Source organism: Sphaerisporangium sp. B11E5 (assembly GCF_039871875.1).
Taxonomy (GTDB): Bacteria; Actinomycetota; Actinomycetes; order Streptosporangiales; family Streptosporangiaceae; genus Sphaerisporangium.
Genome location: NZ_JBDPMD010000029.1, coordinates 43,174 through 65,068, shown reverse-complemented (window position 1 = coordinate 65,068; position 21,895 = coordinate 43,174). Strand labels below are relative to the sequence as shown.

Genomic DNA, 21,895 nt, shown 5'->3' with positions numbered 1-21,895 from the left:
TGGGGTAAGAGGCAAAGCAACCGTCAAGGAAGTGTATTGACGATCACCCGGAAAGGCACGGCCATGCGTGTCCTGTACGTCCGCCCCTACACGCACCGGGACACCGGCCGGGCCGTCACCGCGAGTGACAGCCTCGGATTCAACGTCACCTGCGCCGACGCCCTGCAGGCGGGGCTCACCGGACGAGGGGTGGAGGTGACGTCCGTGACGGGCGGCGGCGAGGGACGGACGGCTTGGGTCGGCGAGGTGCTGACCGCGTTCGAGCGGCAGCTCACCATGCGCCCGCCGGACGCGGTGCTGGCGTTCCACGCGTTCTGGCCGTTCACCGTGGAGCTGCGGCGCGTCATGGACGACGCCGGGTTCGGCGGGCCGCTGGTCACGTACACGCACGGCAGCCACTGGGACCCGACGGACCTGTTCCGCTTCGAGCGGTACCCGCGCCTGGCGTGGGCCGACCTCGGCAATCTGATGTGCGCCGACCGGGTGCTCGTGGTCAGCGAGTGGATGGCCGCCACGATCGCCGCCGAGGTGCGCGCCGCCGCGCCGTCCGCCGCGGCGGAGTTGGTGCCGCGGCTGCGCCGGGTCGGGCTGCCGCTTGACCTGCCGCGCATCGACGCGGCCCGGCGCCCCGAGGATCCCGGGGCGCCGGTCGTGGTCTTCAACCACGCGCCGGTCGCCGCCAAACGCCCCGAGGTGTTCTTCGAGCTGGCCGCCGAGCTGATGCGCCGTACTCCCGCCCGCGTGCTGGTCACCCGGCGCTTCCCCCCGGCATCCGCCCTGGAGCGGCTCGACCCGGCCCGGGTACGGCTCGGCGGCGACCTGCCGATCGACGACTACTACGCCGCCCTGTGGGGCGCGCACCTGCAGGTCAGCACGGCCACCCACGAGAGCCTCGGCGTGGCCACCCTGGAGGCGATGGCCACCGGCACCTGCTGTCTGCTGCCCCGCGTCGGCGCCTACCCCGAGATCACCGACCCCGACGCCCTGTACGGCGACACCGGCGAGCTGCTGTCCCGCCTGGTCGAGCTGGTCGGACACCCGGAGCCGCGCCGCGACCTGGCCGCCCGGCAGATGGCCCGCACCCGGGCGGCTTACAGCCCCGAGCGGGTCGCCGCGGCCGTCCACGAGGTACTGCTGGAGGTCGCCCGGTAGAGGCCGTGCTCACGGATGTAGGCCTCGACCACGGACGGCACCAGATGGCCGATGGACGCCCGGCTGCGTACCAAGGAGCGCACCAGAGTGGAGGACACCTCGGGCACCGTCAGGTCCACCGGTGTGACCGCTCTGTGCTGAGCCGGCCGCGGGTGGCCGTGCCGGGCGCACACGACGACCTCGGCCAGCTCGAACAGCGCCTCCGGCTCCCGCCAGCCCCCGATACCGGCGTAGGAGTCCGCGCCCATGACCAGGAACAGCCGCGCCCGGTCGCCGTACCACCCGCGCAGGTCCCGCAGCGTGTCGACGGTGTAGCTGGGCCCCGGCCGGTCGATCTCCATGCGGCTGACCCGGAACCGGGGGTCCCCCGCCGCGGCGAGCGCCACCATGGCGTGCCGGTGCTCGCCCGAGGTCTCCGGCGACGATTTGTGCCACGGATCTCCTGCCGGGACGAACAGCACACAGTCGAACGCCAGGGCGTGCGCGACCGCCGCGGCCTTGGACAGATGCGCGTTGTGGATGGGGTCGAACGTGCCGCCCAGAATGCCCAGGCGCAGGAGATCTCCGTCAATGTTTGGAATTGTTAATCGAGACGTTCATCCGGACAAGGGGCTCTTTCTCCTCACGTCCGGGACAGGTGCCGGGTGATCGCCACCCACCGCTGCCGCACGTGAGCAGTGACAGGAAGTGCCCGGTGGCCTCCAGCCAGTACGCGACGCCACAGTAGATGACCGCCTCGCTCAGCCGGCGCTGGTCGCGTCCAGCAACATCCCCCGCACTCCGGCCCGGCCCTGCAGCCAGGTGAGTTCCCCGTCAAGCACGTCAAGCGGCAGCGTCACCGCCGACAGCACCGCGGCGAGGAGCGTGTGCCCGGGGGCGATGAGGACGGCGATCGGGACGTGACTTTGCCTTATCTGGTCCGCGCATGACGTTCGCCGCTCTGGGGCCGGGCATCTCCATGTCAGGCCCGGTCGGTCGCCGAAGGGAGATCACCATGACGTTCCGTCTTCCTGACTCGTGCGAAGCCGGGCCACGGCCCGCCCGTACCCGCGTCGCGGTGCTGTACGGCGGGCGCAGTCCAGAGCACGCCGTCTCCGTCGCCAGCGGGCGCGCCGTGCTGGACGCGCTGAACCCGCGGGTGCACGACCCCCTCCCGGTGCTCATCACCGCCGAGGGCCGCTGGACCACTCCCGGCCACAGCTCCGCCGTCGTGCTCGACCCCTCCACAGGGGAGTTCCTGCGGCACCGCCCCGGCCGGCCTGGGTACTCCCTCGGCCGGCCCGACGTCGTCTTCCCCGTCCTGCACGGCCCCATGGGTGAGGACGGCACCGTGCAGGGGCTGCTGGAGCTGGCCGGCGTCCCGTACGTCGGCTGCGGCGTGTTGTCGAGCGCCGCCTGCATGGACAAGGAGTGGAGCAAACGAGTGGCGGCCGCGGCCGGCCTTCCCATCGCCCCGTACGTCGTGCTGGACGGCCCGCGGCCACGCGCCGAAGGCCTGCTGGCCCGCTTCGGCGCACCCGTATTCGTCAAGCCGGCCCGCTGCGGCTCCAGCCTCGGCGTCTCCCCTGCCACCGACCCCGCCGAGCTGGACACGGCCATCAGGGTCGCGTCCGCCTACGACATCAAGGTCATCGTGGAGGCCGGTGTGCGAGGCATGGAGGTGATGTGCGGCGTGCTCGAACTGGCCGGCGAGCCCGTCGCCAGCCCGCTGGCGGAGATCGCTCTGGACGGTGCCGCGTTCTTTGACTACGCGGCCAAGTACGCGGCGTCGCGGCCGCAGTTCACCGTGCCGGCGCGGTTGGACCACGACACCACGCGCAGGGTGCGGGAGATGGCGGTGGCGGCGTTCCGGGCTCTTGGGTGCCGGGGGCTGGCGCGGGTCGACTGTTTCGTGAGTGGTGAGGGGGAGGTGGTGCTCAACGAGGTGAACACCATGCCGGGGTTCACTTCGGGGTCGTTGTTCCCGCAGATGTGGAAGGCGGCGGGGTTGTCGTACCCGGAGTTGATCGACCACCTGATCAGGTCGGCGCTGGGCTCGCCCGCCAGTCTGCGGCCGGCCGCCTGAGTCACACGGTGGTCTGGGCCAGGCGGTAGCGGGACGGGGGGATGCCGTAGCGGTCCACGAAGGCCTGCCGGAGGGTCTCGGCGGTGCCGAAGCCGCAGCGGGACGCGATGGCGGCCATGGGCAGGGAGGTGGAGGCCAGGAGGTGGGCGGCGGCCTCGGTGCGGGCTCGGCGGACGTAGCGGCCTGGGGTCTGGCCGAGGTGTCTGAGGAACAGGCGGGTGAGGTGGCGTTCGCTGACACCCGCGTCCGAGGCGAGGGTGGCCGTGGTCAGGTCGGCGTCCAGGTTGGCGGCGATGTGGTCGACGACGCGTTTGACCAGGTCGTCGCTGAGGGGTGGGGGTTCGGTGAACATGCTCATCTGGGCCTGGTTGCCGGGGCGCTGCATGTACGTCACGAGCTCGCGGGCCACCTGGCGGGCGAGGGCGGCGCCGTTGTCCTCCTCGATGAAGGCGAGAGTGAGGTCGATGGCGGCGGTGACGCCGGCCGCCGTGGCGACGTCGCCGTCCCTGATGAAGATCGGGTCGGCGTCCACGCGGATCTCCGGGTGGCGCTCCGCGAGGGTGCGGGCGTACTTCCAGTGCGTCGTGGCCCGCCGGCCGTCGAGCAGCCCTGTGGCCGCCAGCACCGCCGCCCCCGTGCAGACCGACGCCACCCGCCGGCTCTCCCGCGCCAGCCGCCGGACATGCCCGACGACGACCTTGTTGTCCGCCGCGTCCTCGTACCCGATGCCCCCCGACACGATGAGCGTGTCCAGCGGCCCCGTGACCTTCTCCAGGGCCTGCTGCCCCTGCAGCGTCAGCCCGGTGCCGCACACGATGGGCCGCCCCGACGGCGTGGCCAGGGAGACGTCGTACAAGTGCCTGCGCGCGTAGTAGTTCGCCACGATCAGCGGCGACGTGACGCACGCGATGTCCAGTAACTCCGCCGCGTGGTACCCGACCACGACCACCCGCCGTACCGTCATGCCCGAGACCGTATGTCAGAAGGACGGGGATCCCAAGTATCCGGACTTACCTGACTTCCTTACCTAGGCGCTCCACCCGCGCGCCCGGACAGTGGACCCATGACCGACATGACGCTCCCCCCTCAGGCCCGCAGCTGGCGCCGCTTCGCCTTCCACTACGTCGAGATGATCATCGCGATGTTCGTCGGCATGTTCGTGCTGGACCTCGGGTGGTCCGCCTTAGGCGTGAACCTGTCGTACACCGCCGACCCCGAACTGGCCTACCTGCTGATGGCCTTCAACATGTCGGTGGGAATGGCCGCGTGGATGCGCGTCCGCGGCCACTCCTGGCTCCCCGTCCTGGAGATGTGCGGCGCGATGTTCGTCCCGATCGTGCCGCTGTTCCCGCTCCTGTGGGCGGACGTCATCGACGGCATGACCGTGATGATCGTCTCCCATGTCGCGATGTTCCCGTTGATGCTCGCCGCGATGCTGTGGCGCCGCGACGAGTACACCCACGCGCACCACTGAGCCGCTAACAGCCCTTCAGATGCCCGACGAAGGCCACCCACGCACCCGAACCGACCACGACGGCGGGCCCCCCGGGATCCTTACTGTCCCGCACGGCCCGCCGTCCGCCGTTCAGGGCAGCCACCTCGACACAGTTGCTCCCGTCGTCGCCGGAGTAGCTCGACTTGCGCCACTGCGCTGCGGCGAGTTCCTCGTTCACGTGGACCATCTCCGCGTTGCCTCCCTGATCATGTCGCTCGACTCGTGCCGGGCCAGTGCGTCCACCCGGATGAGGTCGTAACGGAGCGCTAAGTGCTTCACCTCGTCTGAGCGGACGCTCACCCGGTCCTCCGTGCTCTGCGACTCGATATAAGCCGCAGGCGGGGTTCCCTTGGGCATGTCCGCGACGACGAAACCACCCATCAACCCAACCACGCTCCGCGCCTTATGCGGTAGCACCTGTAGGGATATATGGGGGTTTTCGCCCATTTCGAGAAGGTGCGCAGACTGCGCCTTCATGATCTCCATATCGGCGATGGGACGGTGGAGAACGCCTTCGTCGAGAATGACCCAGAGCAGTGGCGGCATCGGCCGCTTCAAGATGTTCTGCCGCTCCATTCTGGCCGCGACATGCTCCTCCACCTGCTGGGGCGTGACCGCAGGGCCACGGCTCAATATCGCCCGCGCGTAGTCCTCCGTCTGCAGCAGACCGGGAACCATCAACGGCTCCCACATCCGCAGGGCCTCCGCCTCGCGTTCGAACTCCAGCCAGGGCCGGAACCATCGCGGCAACTGCGCCGCCGCCCGGTTGAGCCGGTCGAGCAGCCCGGTCAAGGTGCTCCCCAGCCCCAGCGCCTCGTCCATGCGCCGCGCCAGATCAGGAGTGGGCCCCCGGTGACCGTTCTCGATCATGCTGAGCTGGCTGATCGACAGGTGCACCGCCTCACACAGCCGCCGCTGCGTAAACCCCTGAGACAACCGAAATTTCCGTAATTCCGTACCAAATTGCAAACGCGGCGATACGGACGGATCAGGCTCAAGGGGGACGGTCATCACCCGGCTCCTCTCTCGGGCTCGGCACGAACTCACCGCCCATCATCAGGCAGTTCGCCATCCCCCGCGACCGAGTCCACACAACTGTGAATGAAATGCGAACCCGGAAAGCCATTCCCCTTCCCCCTCTATTTGCGACCGTGTGATGGCCACCGCCGAACCCATCCACAATTCCCCGGGAAAGGCTTTCCATGACCCCGGACACCCACCGCGAACTGACCCTCCCCGCCACCCCGGAGTCGGCCTCCCGAGCCCGCGAGGAAGTCCGCACCTGGCTGGGCGAAACCCACCCCGCCTACGAACAGACCCGCCTGGCCGTATCGGAACTCGTCACCAACGCCATCCGCCACCCTCGCCACGATCCGTCCCTCACCGTGACCCTCCGCCTCATCCCCACGAAGGATCACCTCCGGATAGAGGTGACCGACCACGGCCGAAGCACCGCCGCGACCCCGGCCCTCCACCCCCATGACTCCAGCACATTGCGCGAAGGCGGCCGAGGGCTCCTGATAGTCGACCTCCTCTCCCAAGGCCGCTGGGACACCCACCCCAACCCGGACGGTCCCGGCCGCACCGTCTGGTGTGAGATCCCCGACGGAAGCTCGTCACGACGTGGCCGCGGAGCGTGTGCGGTCGCGCCGAACCCATGAGAACAGTGCGGCACTCCGCGGCAGGCCGGCACGACCTCACCCAGAGCGCCACCACCGTCGAGCGTGACCGCGCGGGCCGCCGGTGACGCTCGGGCTAGCGGGCTTCGACGATCATGCCGGCGGCCACCGTGGTGTTGGTGGACTCGTCGATGAGGATGAAGCCGCCGGTGAGGCGGTTTCTGGCGTAGTCGTCGACGAACAGCGGTTGGGTGACTCTCAGGGAGACGCGGCCGATCTCGTTGAGGCCGAGGGTGGTGGCGGACTCGTCGCGGTGCAGCGTGTTGACGTCCAGGCGGTACTGGAGGTCGCGGACCATCGCTCTGGCGGTGCGGGTGGTGTGTTTGATGGTCAGCTTGGATCTTGGACCCAGTTTGGGGGTGTCGGTCATCCAGCAGACCATCGCCTGGAGTTCCTGGGCGGTGTGGGGCTGGTTGTGGGGGCGGCAGATCATGTCGCCTCTGGAGATGTCGATGTCGTCCTCCAGGCGGAGGGTGACGGACATCGGGGAGAAGGCTTCGTCGCGGGGGCCGTCGAAGGTGTCGATGGCGGCGATTCTGGTGGTCAGGCCGCTCGGGAGGTGCATGACCTCGTCGCCGGGTTTGAGTACGCCGCCCGCGACCTGGCCGGCGTAGCCCCGGTAGTCGTGGAAGTCGTGGTCGTTGGCGCGCTGGGGGCGGATGACGTACTGCACCGGGAAGCGGACGTCCACGAGGTTGCGGTCGGAGGCGATGTGGACGTTCTCCAGGTGGTGGAGCAGCGAGGTGCCCTGGTACCAGGGCATGTTCTCGGAGCGGGAGACCACGTTGTCGCCGTGGAGGGCCGAGATGGGGATGAAGGTCAGGTCGCCGATGTTGAGTTTGGCGGCGAACTGGGTGAACTCCTCGCGGATCTCCTCGAAGCGCTCGTGGGAGTAGTCGACCAGGTCCATCTTGTTGACGGCCAGCACCAGGTGGGGGACGCGCAGGAGGCTCGTCAGGAAGGCGTGGCGGCGGGACTGCTCCAGCACTCCCTTGCGGGCGTCGATGAGGACGATGGCCAGGTCGGCGGTGGAGGCGCCGGTGACCATGTTGCGGGTGTACTGGATGTGGCCGGGGGTGTCGGCGATGATGAACTTGCGCTTCGGCGTGGCGAAGTAGCGGTACGCCACGTCGATGGTGATGCCTTGCTCGCGCTCGGCGCGCAGGCCGTCGGTGAGCAGCGACAGGTCGGTGTACTCGGTGCCGCGGTCGCGGCTGGTGCGCTCCACGGCCTCCAACTGGTCCTCGAAGATGGCCTTGGAGTCGAACAGCAGGCGGCCGATGAGGGTGGACTTGCCGTCGTCGACCGAGCCCGCGGTGGCGAAACGCAGGATGTCCATCAGAAGTAGCCTTCCTTCTTGCGGTCCTCCATCGCGGCCTCCGATGTCCGGTCGTCGGCGCGGGTGGCGCCGCGCTCGGTGATCCGGGTGGCGGCGATCTCGGCGATGATGTCCTCGACGGTCGCGGCGGTCGACTCGACCGCGCCCGTGCAGGTCATGTCGCCCACGGTGCGGTAACGCACGACGGCCTCGAACACCGGCTCGTCGTCGCCGCGGTGGGTCACCGGGTCGTCCGGCAGCAGCATGCCGTCCCGCTCGAAGACCTTGCGGGTGTGGGAGTAGTAGATCGACGGGATCTCGATGCGCTCACGCCGGATGTAGTCCCAGACGTCCAGCTCGGTCCAGTTGGACAGCGGGAACACCCTGATGTGCTCGCCCTTGCGGATGCGTGCGTTGTAGAGGTTCCACAGCTCGGGCCGCTGGTTCTTCGGGTCCCACTGGCCGAACTCGTCACGGAACGAGAAGACCCGCTCCTTGGCGCGGGCCTTCTCCTCGTCGCGGCGGGCGCCGCCGAAGACGGCGTCGAACTCGTTGTCCTCGATGGCGTCGAGCAGCGTGGTGGTCTGCAGCCGGTTGCGGCTGGCCCGGCGGCCGGTCTCCTCGACCACCCGTCCCGCGTCGATGGACTCCTGCACGGACGCGACGACGAGCCGCGCGCCGAGCTCGGCGACCCGGCGGTCCCGGAACTCGATGACCTCGGGGAAGTTGTGGCCGGTGTCCACGTGCATCAGCGGGAACGGGATGGGGGCCGGCCAGAACGCCTTCTCCGCGATGCGGAGCATGACGATGGAGTCCTTACCGCCGGAGAACAGGAGACAAGGACGCTCGAACTCCGCCGCGACTTCTCGCATGATGTGGATCGCCTCGGCTTCGAGGACGTCCAACTGCGACGTGGTGTAGTCGCTCTGCAGCATCTCCTGGTTCCTCCGGAAAATGGGTCGGCCCGTCGGCCTAGCGGTGCACGTCTCGGATGCCGGCGAGCAGCGTCGGCGCCAGATCCGGTAGGGAGACCAGGATATCCGGCAGCGACGGGATGCTTTGGTTGTACTCCAGCGCCGAGCCGTCGATCCGGCTCGCGTGGGCGCCGGCCGCGAGGGCTACGGCGACCGGCGCGGCCGAGTCCCACTCATACTGCCCACCGGCGTGGATGTATGCCTCGACCTCCCCGGTGAGCACGGCCGCGATCTTCGCACCCGCCGAGCCCATGGGCACCAGGTCGGCGCCGATCAGCACCGCGAGCTTGCGGACGAACTCCGGCGGGCGGGTGCGGCTGACCGCGATTCGCACGCGGCCGTCGCCGGGGGTGGGGAGGGCAGGCGGGTCGGCGGTGGTGAGGGTGACGCCCTGGGCGGGCAGCGCGATGGCGCCGGCGGTCAACGTGCCGGCCCCCGTGGCTCCCGCGCTCCGGCCGTTGGGGCCCCGGCCGTCCGTGCCCGGCTGCCCGGGGGAACGCTGCCACAGCGCGACGTGGACGGCCCAGTCGGCGCGGCCCTCCTCGCCGAACTCGCGGGTGCCGTCCAGCGGGTCGATGATCCACACGCGGTCCGCACCCTGGCGGCGGGGGTCGTGCCGCTCCTCGCCGGTGCCCTCCTCCGACAGCACCAGGTCACTCGGGCGCAGGCGGGACAGGGACTCGATCAGGTAGGCGTGGGACTCGCGGTCTCCGGCGCCACGCAGCGCCGTGGGGTCGCCGAAGCCGTCCCTCGACCGCAGGGCCAGTAGCCGCGCACCCGCCTCGGTGGCCAGGTCCCCTGCGAGCGCGTGGTCGTCGCGTATCGTCACGATGCCCTTCCTCTAACGTCTGCCGATTGTCCCGGGTCAGTAGGCTCCCGAGCCGCGCGCCACGGCGGACCAGGTCTTCCAGAGGATCTGCAGGTCCAGGGTGAGAGACCAGTTCTCGACATAACGCAGGTCCAACCGTACCGATTCCTCCCATGAAAGATCAGACCTACCGTTCACCTGCCACAGACCGGTCATGCCGGGCCGGACCACCAGCCTGCGGCGCACGTCGTCGCCGTAGCCCGCGACCTCCTCGGGGAGCGGGGGGCGGGGGCCGACGAGGGACATGTGGCCGCTGAGGACGTTGACGAGCTGCGGGAGCTCGTCGAGCGACAGGCGGCGTAACCAGGCGCCGAGGGGGGTGACCCGGGGGTCGTCCCTGATCTTGAACAGCACGCCGTCGCGGTCGCTGACGAGGCCCACGCGGTGGCGTTCGGCGTCCACGCGCATGGTGCGGAACTTGAGGATGGTGAACTCCGCACCGTCCCTGCCGACCCGGGTCTGGCGGAACAGGGCCGGGCCGGGGCTGGTGGCGCGCACAGCCACCGCCAGGGCGATGAGGAGGGGGGCGAGGACGGCGAGGGCCACCGCCGCGCCTGTGCGGTCGAAGAGGCCCTTGAGGAGGCGGCGCACCCCGGACAGCTCGGGGTGCTCGACGTGGAGGAGCGGGAGCCCGGCGACCGGCCTGATCGTGGTGCGGGGGCCCGCGACCTCCATCAGGGCCGGGGCGACCACCAGGTCGGTGCGGGTCTTCTCCAGGCGCCACGCCAGGCGGCGCAGCGCGGTGCCGTCCAGCTCGGGGCACGCGAGCACCGCCACGGTGTCGGCCCCGGCCTGCCCCACGACCAAGGGGACGTCGCTGAAGTCGCCCAGCACCGGCACGCCCTCCACGTCGTGGCCGGTGTCGTGCCGGGGCAGGCAGGCACCCACGACGTGCATGCCGTGGTAGGGCTCCCTGCGGAACCTCCTGACCAGCTCCGCGACGGCCGACCTGTGCCCCACCGCCACGACTCTGCGCATGCACATCCCTCTCGCCCGCAGCAGATGCAGCCGCCGCCTCAGCCCGTACCGGCAGGCCAGCGTGAGCACCGTCGTCAACGGCAGGGCCACGACGACGTACCCCCTGGCGAGGTCGGTCTTGGTGACGTACGCCGCGATCGCCACGCCCGCCGTGAGCAGGAACCCGCACTGGCTGATGCGGCGGAACTCCTCGGACCCCACGCCGATCAGCCGCGCCTCGTACGCCCGGTTGAGCCCCACCATGCCGACCCAGACCAGCGGCAGCACCAGGCTGAGCACGACGTACGGCACGACATAGGGCGTGATGTCCCCGAACCGCACGGCCAGCGCCGCGCCGCCCGCGAGGAACCCGCAGCCAAGGTCCCCCGCCACCGCGGTGACCCGGTACCGGAAGGCCCAGCCGGGCAGCGCGGGATGCCCCGGCCGCAGGCGGGGTGTGCTGATCTCGGCGGCCGTCTCGGTGTCCAGGACCGATCCCTCCCCGTAGCCGGGCGGATACTTACGGTGAGGGATGCTAGCCGCACCGTGACCCGGTCTTGGGGAAATCCTGAAGAACTGTGGATATCAGCGCGGCGGCTTCAGCGGCTTCAGATCTCCGGCGTGGAAGGTGTTCTGCGTGGCCTCCAGGCCGGCGGTGATGAGGGACTCGACCACGTCGGCCGCCCGGTCCACCAGGAACGGCAGGTCCTTGCGCTCGGCGGTCGCGAAGTCGCGCAGCACGAAGTCGGCCGGGTCCTGACGCCCCGGGGGCCGCCCGATGCCGAAGCGCACCCGCAGGTAGTCGCGGGTGGAGAAGGACTTGGTGAGGGACCGCAGGCCGTTGTGCCCGTTGTCCCCCCCGCCGATCTTGACCCGCAGAGCGCCGTACGGGATGTCCAGCTCGTCGTGGACCGCGACGACGTGCGCCGGATCGACCTTGTAGAAGTCGGCCAAAGCCTTCGCGGGCCCGCCGGAGAGGTTCATGAAGGAGAGGGGCTTGGCCACGACCACGGGCTGCCCCGCGAGGCGCCCCTCCACGATCTCCGCCCGGGACTTGTGGGTCTTGAACCGCCCGCCCATGCGGGCCGCCAGCTCGTCCGCGACCATGAACCCGGCGTTGTGCCGGTTGCCCGCGTACTCCGGACCGGGGTTGCCCAAGCCGACGATCAGCCAGCGGTCCACGACGACACCTTTCCGCTCACACGGCACGAACGAGACGGCTCAGACGGAAACGGACGGGGCGGCCTGGCCGTCCCCGTCCGCCCATGGATCGTTGTTACTCGGCCTGCTCGGCGGAGCCCTCGGCCGCGCTCTCCTCGCCGCCCTCGGCCTCCCCGGCCTCGGCGGCCGTCGGGACGACCGTCACCTGGAGCACCACGGTCTCCGGGTCCGCCGCGAGCGTGGTGCCCTTCGGCAGCTTCAGGTCCCCGGCGGTGACGACCGCCCCGACCTCAAGCCCCTCGATGTCGACCTCGACACCGGTCGGGATGTGCGTGGCCTCGGTCTCCACCGCGACCGTGACGAGCTGCTGGTCGAACAGCCCACCCGGCGCGATGTCCCCGGTGGTGGTGACCGGGATCTCGACGGTCACCTTCTCGCCGCGCTTCACCAGCAGCAGGTCGACGTGCTCCAGGAACCCCTTGATCGGGTCCCGCTGCACACCCTTGGGCAGCGCCAGCTCGTCGACACCCTCACCCTCGAGGCGGATGAGCACGTTCGGCGTCCGCAGCGCGAGCAGGAGGTCGTGCCCGGGAAGCGTGAAGTGCTTGGGCTCGATCCCGTGCCCGTACAGAACGGCCGGCACCTTGTCGGCGCGACGGATCTTACGAGCGGCACCCTTCCCGAAGGTGGTGCGAGGCTCAGCGGCGAGACGTACTTCAGACACGGGATCTCCAGGGAATCTAAGAACGGAAACCGCGCTCCCCCTCACCCGCCCTAGCGGAAGGCGTTACGAGCACGGACAACCCCACCAGGCTACCCGACACCACGCCGTGATCGCCCATCCACGCCCGCCAGGTACCTGGAGAACGCAAGGGGTTCACCGTGGCGAACCCCGATCGCCCGATCAGTACGAGCCGAAGCCCTGGGCTTCACCCCACCTCGTGGCGTACGTGTCGACCATCCATCGGTTGACGCGCCTCATGTCCGGCCGGTCCGGCAACCCGGAGGTGACGAGGAGCCGTTCCAACCGTGATTCGAGGTCCGCGGTCAGGTCCAGGGCCTCGTCCTTGGTGTGCTTGCCCTGCCGGAGATCCACGATCCAGGAACGCCACGGCTCGGGCATCGGCAAGGTGACGCGTCCGGTCTCCAGCAGTTCCACCCCTTGGAGGCCGAGGCGGATCATGTGGCCCGCGTACTTGACGTCGAACCCGTAGAGGGCGATCAGTTCGGGCCGGTTGGTGCGCTTGCCGTCCGGGTGCGCCAGCATGTGGTTCCGCTGGGATCGCAGGTAGCCGAGGAAGCGGTGACCGGCCCGCCGGGAAAGGATCATGTCCGCGTTGGCACGCAGCGACTCACCGGCACCGGTGACGGACACGATCTCGTCCGGCGGGACGAACAGCGGCAGGAGGACGGTGGGATTGCCGCTCACGGCCAGGCGCATCCACTTGCGGAGCGAGTACACCGTCAGATCCAGGTCACCGGGCCCGGAGCGCACGCCTTCAGGCTGGGTGCGGTAAACGTACTGATCGAAACGGTCGAGCCCGATGACGTACTCCGGTGGCTCCAGGCAGATACCCATCTCGTCACGGTCGTCGGTACCGACGATGTTGGTCCCGTGGACGCCGGATCCGACCTGGCACCGCAGGATCGTGAAGTCGTCCACGATGGCCTGGAATTCCGGGGTGGAGTGTTTGGTCCAGCTCATGCCCCTACCTCCAGCCGAGCCCTCTGATCGACACCTCGCTCTCCGCCGCCACCCTACAAAGCACTCGATACACAAAGCGATCAATTAACGATCGCCCCGGCCCCCGGACAATCCCACCGCACCATTGCGGGGGGTCGTGTTGGTCGGAGGTGGGTCAGGCGTCGCCTTCGAAGAGGCTGGTCACGGAGCCGTCGTTGAAGACTTCGCTGATGGCTCGGGCGATCAAGGGGGCGATCGACATGACCGTCAGTTTGTCGAAGCGCTTTTCCTCCGGGATGGGGAGGGTGTTGGTGACCACTACCTCGGAGATCTTCGAGTTCTTCAGGCGGTCCACGGCGGGGCCGCTGAAGATGGCGTGGGTGGCGGCGACGATGACGTTGGTGGCTCCCTGTTCGTACAGGGCGTCCGCGGCTTTGCAGATGGAGCCGCCGGTGTCGATCATGTCGTCGATGAGGACGCAGGTGCGGTCCTTGACCTGGCCCACGACCTCGTGGACCTTCACCTGGTTGGCCACGTCGAGGTCGCGGCGCTTGTGGATGAAGGCTACGGCGGTGCCCAACTGGTCGGCCCAGCGTTCGGCGAGGCGGACGCGGCCGGTGTCGGGGGAGACGACTGTGGTGGTGGCGGGGTCGATCTTGCCGCCGATGTAGCGGTGGAGGACGGGCATGGCGAACAGGTGGTCCACGGGGCCGTCGAAGAAGCCCTGGATCTGGGGGGTGTGCAGGTCCACGGACATCAGGCGGTCGGCGCCGGCGGTCCTGAACAGGTCGGCCATCAGGCGGGCGGTGATGGGCTCGCGGCCGCGGCTCTTCTTGTCCTGGCGGGAGTAGCCGAAGAACGGGAGGACCACGGTGATGCGCTTGGCGGAGGCGCGCTTGAGCGCGTCCACCATGATGAGCTGCTCCATGATCCACTTGTTGATGGGCACGGTGTGGCTCTGCATGACGAACGCGTCGCTGCCGCGGACCGACTCCAGGTACCGGGCGTAGATCTCGCCGTTGGCGAAGTCGTGCATGCGGGTCGGGGTGACCTCGATGCCGAGGTGGCGCGCGACCTCCTCGGCCAGCTCGGGGTACGCCCGGCCGGAAAGGAACATCAGGTGCTTCTCACCGGTGGTCTTCTTACCGGTCATGCGCCCTTCCTCATCTGACGGTCCGCTTGACACCGGGCACCTCGCCTTCCGGTCGACTGGCTGACCTGCCGCTTCACTGGACTTCTTCCCTCGCGTCGGCGCCTGATCCACTGCCGGCCTCCGCAGCCGCCCGCGCCGCCTCGGCGGACTTCGTGCCGGCCCGCCTGCGGGTCACCCACCCTTCGATATTGCGCTGCCGCGAGCGGGCGACCGCCATCGCCCCCGGCGGAACCTCGTTGGTGATGACCGACCCGGCGGCGGTGTACGCGCCGTCCCCGACGGTGACGGGGGCGATGAGCATGTTGTCGCTGCCGATCCGCACGTGGTCGCCGATCGTGGTGTGGTGTTTCTCCACGCCGTCGTAGTTGACGAACACACTGGACGCCCCGATGTTGGTGCCCTCGCCGATGGTGGCGTCGCCGACGTAGGTCAGGTGGGGCACCTTGGAGCCGTCGCCGACCCGGGAGTTCTTCATCTCGACGTACGCGCCGGCCTTGGCCTTGCGCCCGAGCACGGTGCCGGGCCGCAGGTAGGCGTACGGCCCGACCGAGGCCCCCGGGCCGATCTCGGCGCCGTCGCACACCGCGTTGCGCACCACGGCGTCCGGCCCCACGGTGGTGTCGGTGAGCGTGGTGTCCGGCCCGACGTGCGCCCCCGTGCCGATGGACGTGCGCCCGTGCAGCCGGGTGCCGGGGTGCAGCACGGTGTCGGCCTCGATGGCGACGTCCACGTCGACCCAGGTGGTGGCGGGGTCCATGACGGTGACCCCGGCGCGCATGTGGGCCTCCAGCAGCCGGTCGTTCAGCACCCGGCGGGCGAAGGAGAGCTGCACCCGGTCGTTGACGCCCTCCACCTCGACGTGGTCGGCCGCGACGTACGCCCCGACGCGGTGGCCGTCCTCGCGCAGGATGGCGAGCACGTCGGTGAGGTACTCCTCCCCTTGGGCGTTGGCGGTGGAGACCCGCTTGACGGCGTCGGCGAGCAGCAGCCCGTCGAAGGCGTACACCCCGGAGTTCATCTCGCGGATGGCCCGCTGCTCGGGCGTGGCGTCGCGGTCCTCCACGATGGCGAGGACGGCGCCGGCGGTGTCGCGCACGATGCGGCCGTACCCGGCGGGGTCGGGCACCTCGGCGGTGAGCACGGTGACGGCGTTGCCCTCGGCCCCGTGGGTGGCGAGCAGCTCGGCCAGGGTCTCGGTGCGCAGCAGCGGCGTGTCGCCGTACGTCACGAGGACCGTTCCGTTGATGGTGCCGACGGCCTCCAGCACGCAGCGGACGGCGTGCCCCGTGCCGTTCTGCTCCTCCTGCACGACCGGGCGGGCGTCAGGCCCGGTGGCGGCGAGGTGGGCCTGGACCTGCTCACGCGCGTGCCCGACGACGACGATCAGCCGCTCGGGGGCGAGCCCGCGTGCCGCGTCGAGCATGTGGTCGACCAGGGCGCGGCCGCACAACTCGTGCAGGACTTTGGGGGTGGCGGACTTCATGCGGGTGCCCTCACCGGCGGCGAGGACGATGACGGCAGCCGGGCGCGGCACACTCACGGACTGAGCTCCCTCGGCGTCGCTATGACATTGCGGCCGGCGCGGCGTGGCCCACTACCGGGCACCGGGGCGCCACCCGCCCGACACCGCGAGGATACCTGGACCCCTGCCGTGACCTCGCCCCGCCCCGGCCGATGGGGATGGCCTGCCGGGGACGCCAGGGGTGAGTGATGAAAGTTCCGGCGCCTGGACTCGAACCAGGACAACCCTGCTCCAAAGGCAGGTGGGCTGCCAATTACCCTACGCCGGACCGCTTCGGTGACCATCCGAACCGCGGTGACAAGGATACCCATCGCACCCCTGCCGCGCTCAACGCATTACCACTCCAGCTGGGGGCAGACCTCTGCCTTGGGGCGTCTGCCAGCGGGAACCTTCCGTGCCCGCCCTCCGTTGAGACCCGCCAGGGGGTGGTGCCGATGGATTCGCACAGATATCGGCACTCCCTTTGCCCTGGCTCGGAGCATCCCTTTACCAGACAGGGGCATGATTCCGCAAGGCACGGATCCGCCACCGGAAGCCACCGGAAGCGTCATCTTCCCCACATTCCGAGCTTAGAGATTCCTAACTTACGATGGCGTAGGTTACGGTTACGTAGCTCCGGACACGTCCTTGTTCGCACATTCGAGAATCACGTGAGGTAGCCCATGACCGTCGTCGCCGATCGCGCAACTCCTCCGCCGAGGCCCGATCTGGAGCCTGAGCCCAAGAGCAACTTCGAGCGCGTCCTTCTCGCCGTCTTCGTCGCGGTCCCGTTCCTCGCGCTGATCGCGGCCGTCCCCATGGCGTGGGGCAGCTTCCTCGGCTGGAGCGACGTCGTGATCGGCCTCGTCTTCTACGTGGTGACCGGTCTCGGCATCACCGTGGGCTACCACCGGTACTTCACGCACGGGTCCTTCAAGGCCAACCGCCCGCTCAAGATCGTGCTGGCCATCACGGGCAGCCTCGCCATCGAGATGGGTGTCATCGACTGGGTGGCCACCCACCGCCGCCACCACAAGTACTCCGACAAGGAGGGCGACCCGCACTCGCCGTGGCGCTTCGGCAACGACTGGAAGGCGCTCACCAAGGGTCTGCTCTTCGCGCACGTGGGCTGGATGTTCGCCTCCGAGCGCACCAACCGCGAGCGCTTCGCCCGTGACCTGATCAACGACAAGGACATCAACCGCATCCACCACGCGTTCCCGTACCTGGTCGCCACGTCGCTGCTGCTGCCCGCGCTGCTGGGCGGCCTGTTCACCTGGTCGATCACCGGCGCGCTCACCGCGTTCTTCTGGGCCAGCCTGGTGCGCATCTCGCTGCTGCACCACGTCACCTGGTCGATCAACTCGGTGTGCCACGTGTTCGGCAACGAGGACTTCGAGGTGCGCGACAAGTCCCGCAACGTGTGGTGGCTGGCCATCCCGTCCTTCGGCGAGTCGTGGCACAACCTGCACCACTCGGAGCCGACCTCGGCGCGGCACGGCGCCCTCAAGGGCCAACTCGACCCGAGCGCCCGGGTGATCCGCTGGTTCGAGCAGGCCGGCTGGGCCTACGACGTGCGGTGGCCGACCTCCGAGCGTCTGGCGGCGAAGCGAGTTGCCTGAGCCGGGCACTCGGGCGGGCCGCCCCGTGGCGGCCCGCACCTCCCCCCGAATATCCAGCAGGAATACCGACGTAACCCCCCAAACCCGTACGTTGACGTTTGCCGCTCCTCCACGGCCAGCCATTATGGAACCCATGACCGAGTCCCGCTCGCGCGTACGCATGACCGGTAAGGAGCGCAGAGAGCAACTCATCGGGATCAGCCGCACCCTGTTCGCGGAGAAGGGGTTCGACGGCACCTCCATCGAGGAGATCGCGGCCAGCGCGAGAGTCTCCAAGCCCGTCGTGTACGAGCACTTCGGCGGCAAGGAAGGCATCTACGCGGTCGTCGTGGACCGCGAGATGCAGCGGCTGCTCGGCCTGGTGGCCGGGGCGCTGGTCGCCGGCCACCCGAAGATCCGCCTGGAGCGCGCAGCGATCGCGCTGCTGCAGTACGTCGAGGAGTCCAGCGAGGGGTTCCGCATCCTGGTGCGCGACTCCCACGCCGCGTCGGGCACCGGCACGTTCGCCAGCCTGATCAGCGACATCGCGAGCCAGGTCGAGGACGTCCTCGCCGACCAGTTCGCCGAGCGCGGCTTCGAGCCCACGCACGCGCCGATGTACGCCCAGATGCTGGTCGGCATGGTCGCGCTCACCGGCCAGTGGTGGCTGGACGCCCGCAGCCCGGACCGCAAGGAAGTGGCGGCCCACCTGGTCAACCTGGCCTGGAACGGTCTGACGAGCCTGGAGCCGCAGCCGCGCCTCACCGCGGCCTCCGAGCGCGCCGTCATCACGCCCCCGCCGGGCCTGGTGTTCCCCCCGCTCGTCCCGGCCACCGAGAAGGAGGCCAGGGAGCTGGAGAAGGCCCGCGCCAAGGAGCTGCGCGAGCTGGAGAAGGCCCGCGAGCGGGAGCTCAAGGAGCAGGAGAAGGCCCGCGAGAAGGAACTGCGGGAACAGGAGAAGGCCAGGGAGCGCGAGCTCAAGGAGCAGGAGAAGGATCTCAGGGAGCAGGAGAAGCTGCGCCAGCGCGAGCAGCGCGAGCAGGAGAAGCTGCTGCGTGAGCAGGAGAAGGCGCGGGCCAGGGAGTTACGCGAGGAGGAACGGCTGCGCGCCCAGCAGCGCCGCGAGGCGGAGCGGCTGCGCGCCCAGGAGGCTAAGCTCGCTGAGCAGGGCACCCGGCAGGCCGAGGAGACACAGCGGCAGCTCGGGGTGTGCGAATAAGTAAAGGCCCTCGTTGCTAGGAAGTTAACGTTTCGTTCAATTAAGTAGGGCATTTTGGACATATGTCCGCAGATACCGCTTCGCTGACACCCGAGCAGCCGGAGGAACCCCTACCCGACCACGAGCGCTTCCTCAACCGTGAGGAGAGCTGGCTCCAGTTCAACGAACGTGTGCTGGAACTCGCCGAGGATCCCTCGATCCCCCTGCTGGAACGGGTGCGCTACCTCGCGATCTTCGCCGGCAACCTCGACGAGTTCTTCCGGGTTCGTGTCGCGGGCATGAAACGCCGCATGGCCACCGGCCTGCTGCTGCGCACCAAGAGCGGGCTGAAGCCTCGTGAGGAGCTGGCGAGGATCGCCCGCATCGCCGACGAGCTCGCCCAGCGCCACACCGCGGCCTTCCACAAGCAGATCTCGCCGCAGCTCGCCGCCGTCGGCATCGAGGTGGTCCGCTGGGACGACCTCGGACGCGACGAGCGCACCGCGCTGCGCAAACTGTTCCGCGAGCGCATCCGCCCGGTGCTCACGCCTCTCGCGGTGGACCCGGCGCACCCCTTCCCGTACATCTCGGGCCTGTCGCTCAACCTCGCCGTCACCGTACGCAACCCGAGCAACGGCCACACGGTGTTCGCCCGGGTCAAGGTGCCCTCCCAGCTCCCCCGCTTCGTCGCCGCGTCCACCGAGCGGTTCGTGCCGATGGAGGACGTGATCGCCGCGCACCTCGGCCAGCTCTTCAAGGGCATGGAGGTGGTCGAGCACCACGTCTTCCGTGTCACCCGCAACGAGGACCTCGAAGTCGACGAGGACGTCACGGAGAACCTCATGCAGGCGCTGGAGAAAGAGCTGCTGATGCGGCGCTTCGGCCCGCCGGTCCGCCTGGAGGTCGAGGACACCATCACCCCCGAGGTGCTGGACCTGCTCGTGGAGGAACTCGACGTCTCCGAGCACGAGATCTACCGGCTGCCCGGTCCGCTCGACCTGTCCGGCCTGCACGCCATCGCCGACCTCGACCGCGGCGAGCTGCTGTTCCCGCCGTTCGTGCCCGCCGAGGCCGTGCCGGGCGAGGACAGCATCTTCTCCACCATGCGTGAGCGGGACATCCTGCTGCACCACCCCTACGACTCCTTCTCCACGAGCATGCAGCGCTTCCTTGAGCAGGCGGCGGCCGACCCCCACGTGCTCGCCATCAAGCAGACGCTGTACCGCACCAGCGGCGACTCCCCCATCGTGGACGCGCTGATCGACGCGGCTGAGGCGGGCAAGCAGGTCGTGGTGGTCGTCGAGATCAAGGCGCGGTTCGACGAGCACGCCAACATCTCCTGGGCACGCAAGCTGGAGCGGGCCGGCTGCCACGTCGTGTACGGGGTGGTGGGCCTGAAGACCCACGCCAAGCTCTGCCTGGTCGTCCGGCAGGAGCCCTCGGGCGAGCTGCGGCAGTACTGCCACATCGGGACCGGCAACTACAACCCCAAGACCGCCCGGCAGTACGAGGACTTCGGCCTGCTCACCGCCGACCCGCTGGTGGGCGAGGACCTCACCGACCTGTTCATCCACCTCACCGGCTACTCCTACCACTCGGCGTACCGCCGGCTGCTGGTCGCGCCCCATTCGCTGCGCGGCGGCCTGCTCGCGAGGATCGAGCGCGAGATCGCCCACCACATCGCGGGCCGCCCGGCGCACATCCGGATCAAGACCAACTCGCTGGTCGACGAGCCGGTGATCGACGCGCTGTACGCCGCGTCCACGGCGGGCGTGCCGGTGGACCTCGTGGTCCGCGGCATATGCACGCTGCGGCCGGGTGTCCCGGGCCTGTCGGAGAACATCCGGGTGCGCAGCATCCTCGGGCGGTTCCTGGAGCACTCGCGCATCTACGAGTTCGGCTTCGGGCGGCGGCCGGAGATCTGGATCGGCAGCGCCGACCTGATGCGCCGCAACCTCGACCGCCGGGTCGAGGCACTGGTGAAGGTCAGCAGCCCGCAACACCGGGCGTACCTGTCGGAGCTGCTCGACCTGTCCATGGCCGACACGACGAGCACGTGGTGGCTCGGCCCGGACGGCACCTGGACCCGCCACCACACCGGCGAGGACGGCAAGCCGCTGATGGACCTGCAGTCCCACCTGATCGGGACCAGGCGGTGGAGGACCGTCGATGACTGATCCACAGGTACACCCCACCGCCCTGGTCCACGCCGCCGGAGGGCTGGTGTGGCGCGGCGAGCCGGCCGAGCCGGAGATCGCGGTGGTCCACCGGCCGAAGTACGACGACTGGACCTTCCCCAAGGGCAAGCTGAAGGCCAGTGAGCACGTCATCGCCGGGGCGCTGCGCGAGATCGCCGAGGAGACGGGGCTCAGCGTCGCCCTCGGCCGCCATCTGCCGCCTGTGCACTACCTGAAGGGCGGCAGGCTCAAGCGGGTCGACTACTGGGCGGCGCGGGCCGTCGAGCAGGTCGCGTGGGAGCCGTCCGACGAGGTGGACCGCATGGACTGGCTGCCGATCGAGGAGGTGCGGTCCCGGCTCACCTACGAGTGGGACGCCGCGCTGCTGCGGGCGCTGATGGCCGCCCCCCTGGACACCACGCCGTTCCTGCTGGTCAGGCACGGGTACGCCGGGGCGCGGCACGAGTGGGCCGGCGACGACGACCTGCGCCCGCTGGACGAGAGCGGCGTCGCGCAGGCCGTGACGATCGCCACCGTGCTGCCCGGGTACCGCCCGGGGACGCTGATCAGCTCGCCGAGCAAGCGGTGCGTGCAGACCATGCTGCCGTACGCCGCCACCCGCGACCTGCGGATCCGCACCGAGCGGCTGCTCAGCGAGACCGAGTACGACGCCGGGCACTCGCCGGACGTGGTGCTCGGCTGGATGGACACCGAGGGACCGGCCGCGCTGTGCGGGCACGGCAAGGTGCTGCCCGAGCTGATCGCGACCATGACCGAGCGGCGCTACGACGGCCACGTGGAGGACACCCACCTGCGCAAGGGCGCCATCGCCGTGCTGCACCACAAGGACGGGCGCGTGGTGGCGGTCGAGCGCTACAACACCTGACCGGCCGCCGGGGCCGCGCCCTGCCC

21 protein-coding genes and 1 tRNA gene are annotated in these 21,895 nt (G+C 69.6%); 8 read left to right on the top strand and 14 right to left on the bottom strand.

All coding sequences use genetic code 11. The annotated features are described in order from the left end of the window. The first annotated feature begins 36 nt into the window (after positions 1 to 36). The gene (locus ABGB17_RS24180) at positions 37 to 1,152 is read left to right on the top strand and encodes a glycosyltransferase family 4 protein (protein ID WP_347633289.1); all 1,116 of its coding nucleotides are present in this window, start codon (positions 37 to 39) and stop codon (positions 1,150 to 1,152) included. Here the strand turns inward: ABGB17_RS24180 and nadD are convergent. Then, positions 1,092 to 1,694, bottom strand: coding sequence for a nicotinate-nucleotide adenylyltransferase (nadD, locus tag ABGB17_RS24175; protein WP_347633355.1), 603 nt, complete (start codon positions 1,692 to 1,694; stop codon positions 1,092 to 1,094). The genes ABGB17_RS24180 and nadD overlap by 61 nt on opposite strands. Before the next feature lie 452 nt (positions 1,695 to 2,146). Between nadD and ABGB17_RS24170 the strand changes: the two genes are divergently transcribed. Then, positions 2,147 to 3,217, top strand: a complete 1,071-nt coding sequence (locus tag ABGB17_RS24170) for a D-alanine--D-alanine ligase family protein (protein ID WP_347633287.1) — start codon at positions 2,147 to 2,149, stop codon at positions 3,215 to 3,217. Position 3,218: 1 nt separating this feature from the next. On the opposite strand, the gene ABGB17_RS24165 is transcribed toward ABGB17_RS24170, so the two are convergent. After that, positions 3,219 to 4,181 carry a DJ-1/PfpI family protein gene (locus ABGB17_RS24165; protein ID WP_347633285.1) on the bottom strand — a complete coding sequence of 321 codons (963 nt, stop codon included), beginning with the start codon at positions 4,179 to 4,181 and terminating at the stop codon, positions 3,219 to 3,221. 99 nt (positions 4,182 to 4,280) lie between these two features. Between ABGB17_RS24165 and ABGB17_RS24160 the strand changes: the two genes are divergently transcribed. Then, positions 4,281 to 4,691 carry a hypothetical protein gene (locus ABGB17_RS24160; protein WP_347633283.1) on the top strand — a complete coding sequence of 137 codons (411 nt, stop codon included), beginning with the start codon at positions 4,281 to 4,283 and terminating at the stop codon, positions 4,689 to 4,691. 4 nt (positions 4,692 to 4,695) lie between these two features. Here ABGB17_RS24160 and ABGB17_RS24155 read toward each other — a convergent pair whose 3' ends face one another. After that, positions 4,696 to 4,899, bottom strand: coding sequence for a DUF397 domain-containing protein (locus ABGB17_RS24155; protein ID WP_347633281.1), 204 nt, complete (start codon positions 4,897 to 4,899; stop codon positions 4,696 to 4,698). After that, positions 4,887 to 5,723 (bottom strand): helix-turn-helix transcriptional regulator, encoded by an 837-nt coding sequence (locus ABGB17_RS24150; protein ID WP_347633279.1) that lies wholly within the window; start codon positions 5,721 to 5,723, stop codon positions 4,887 to 4,889. Before ABGB17_RS24150 ends, ABGB17_RS24155 begins: the two co-directional genes overlap by 13 nt. Before the next feature lie 191 nt (positions 5,724 to 5,914). On the opposite strand from ABGB17_RS24150, the gene ABGB17_RS24145 reads away from it, so the two are divergent. Continuing rightward, positions 5,915 to 6,373: an ATP-binding protein gene (locus ABGB17_RS24145; protein WP_347633277.1), complete on the top strand. Its 459-nt coding sequence runs from the start codon at positions 5,915 to 5,917 to the stop codon at positions 6,371 to 6,373. 94 nt (positions 6,374 to 6,467) lie between these two features. Here the strand turns inward: ABGB17_RS24145 and cysN are convergent, their stop codons facing one another. The 10 genes from cysN to ABGB17_RS24095 form a co-directional block, all read right to left on the bottom strand. Next, positions 6,468 to 7,730 carry a sulfate adenylyltransferase subunit CysN gene (cysN, locus tag ABGB17_RS24140; RefSeq protein ID WP_347633275.1) on the bottom strand — a complete coding sequence of 421 codons (1,263 nt, stop codon included), beginning with the start codon at positions 7,728 to 7,730 and terminating at the stop codon, positions 6,468 to 6,470. Continuing rightward, the gene (gene cysD / locus ABGB17_RS24135) at positions 7,730 to 8,644 is read right to left on the bottom strand and encodes a sulfate adenylyltransferase subunit CysD (RefSeq protein WP_347633273.1); all 915 of its coding nucleotides are present in this window, start codon (positions 8,642 to 8,644) and stop codon (positions 7,730 to 7,732) included. Before cysD ends, cysN begins: the two co-directional genes overlap by 1 nt. 37 nt (positions 8,645 to 8,681) lie before the next feature. Next, positions 8,682 to 9,515: an inositol monophosphatase family protein gene (locus tag ABGB17_RS24130; protein ID WP_347633353.1), complete on the bottom strand. Its 834-nt coding sequence runs from the start codon at positions 9,513 to 9,515 to the stop codon at positions 8,682 to 8,684. 33 nt (positions 9,516 to 9,548) lie between these two features. After that, entirely contained in the window at positions 9,549 to 10,850 is a 1,302-nt protein-coding gene (locus ABGB17_RS24125) for a sugar transferase (protein WP_347633351.1), read from the bottom strand. Positions 10,851 to 11,093: 243 nt separating this feature from the next. Next, entirely contained in the window at positions 11,094 to 11,690 is a 597-nt protein-coding gene (gene pth / locus ABGB17_RS24120) for an aminoacyl-tRNA hydrolase (protein ID WP_347633271.1), read from the bottom strand. Between the two features lie 94 nt (positions 11,691 to 11,784). Beyond that, entirely contained in the window at positions 11,785 to 12,393 is a 609-nt protein-coding gene (locus tag ABGB17_RS24115; RefSeq protein ID WP_347633269.1) for a 50S ribosomal protein L25/general stress protein Ctc, read from the bottom strand. A gap of 180 nt (positions 12,394 to 12,573) precedes the next feature. After that, positions 12,574 to 13,374, bottom strand: a complete 801-nt coding sequence (locus ABGB17_RS24110) for a nucleotidyltransferase domain-containing protein (protein ID WP_347633267.1) — start codon at positions 13,372 to 13,374, stop codon at positions 12,574 to 12,576. A 154-nt stretch (positions 13,375 to 13,528) separates the two neighbouring features. Further along, positions 13,529 to 14,506 (bottom strand): ribose-phosphate diphosphokinase, encoded by a 978-nt coding sequence (locus ABGB17_RS24105; protein ID WP_347633265.1) that lies wholly within the window; start codon positions 14,504 to 14,506, stop codon positions 13,529 to 13,531. Between the two features lie 73 nt (positions 14,507 to 14,579). Then, positions 14,580 to 16,046, bottom strand: a complete 1,467-nt coding sequence (gene glmU, locus ABGB17_RS24100; RefSeq protein WP_347633263.1) for a bifunctional UDP-N-acetylglucosamine diphosphorylase/glucosamine-1-phosphate N-acetyltransferase GlmU — start codon at positions 16,044 to 16,046, stop codon at positions 14,580 to 14,582. A gap of 177 nt (positions 16,047 to 16,223) precedes the next feature. Continuing rightward, positions 16,224 to 16,296 (bottom strand) — tRNA-Gln (locus ABGB17_RS24095). A 394-nt stretch (positions 16,297 to 16,690) separates the two neighbouring features. Here ABGB17_RS24095 and ABGB17_RS24090 point away from each other — a divergent pair. The 4 genes from ABGB17_RS24090 (at position 16,691) to ABGB17_RS24075 (ending at position 21,869) form a co-directional block, all read left to right on the top strand. Beyond that, positions 16,691 to 17,629 (top strand): acyl-CoA desaturase, encoded by a 939-nt coding sequence (locus tag ABGB17_RS24090; protein WP_347633261.1) that lies wholly within the window; start codon positions 16,691 to 16,693, stop codon positions 17,627 to 17,629. Positions 17,630 to 17,762: 133 nt separating this feature from the next. Next, the gene (locus ABGB17_RS24085) at positions 17,763 to 18,827 is read left to right on the top strand and encodes a TetR family transcriptional regulator (protein WP_347633259.1); all 1,065 of its coding nucleotides are present in this window, start codon (positions 17,763 to 17,765) and stop codon (positions 18,825 to 18,827) included. 62 nt (positions 18,828 to 18,889) lie between these two features. Next, entirely contained in the window at positions 18,890 to 20,983 is a 2,094-nt protein-coding gene (locus tag ABGB17_RS24080; RefSeq protein WP_347633257.1) for an RNA degradosome polyphosphate kinase, read from the top strand. After that, positions 20,976 to 21,869 (top strand): NUDIX hydrolase, encoded by an 894-nt coding sequence (locus ABGB17_RS24075; protein ID WP_347633255.1) that lies wholly within the window; start codon positions 20,976 to 20,978, stop codon positions 21,867 to 21,869. Before ABGB17_RS24080 ends, ABGB17_RS24075 begins: the two co-directional genes overlap by 8 nt. Positions 21,870 to 21,895: the final 26 nt, after the last annotated feature.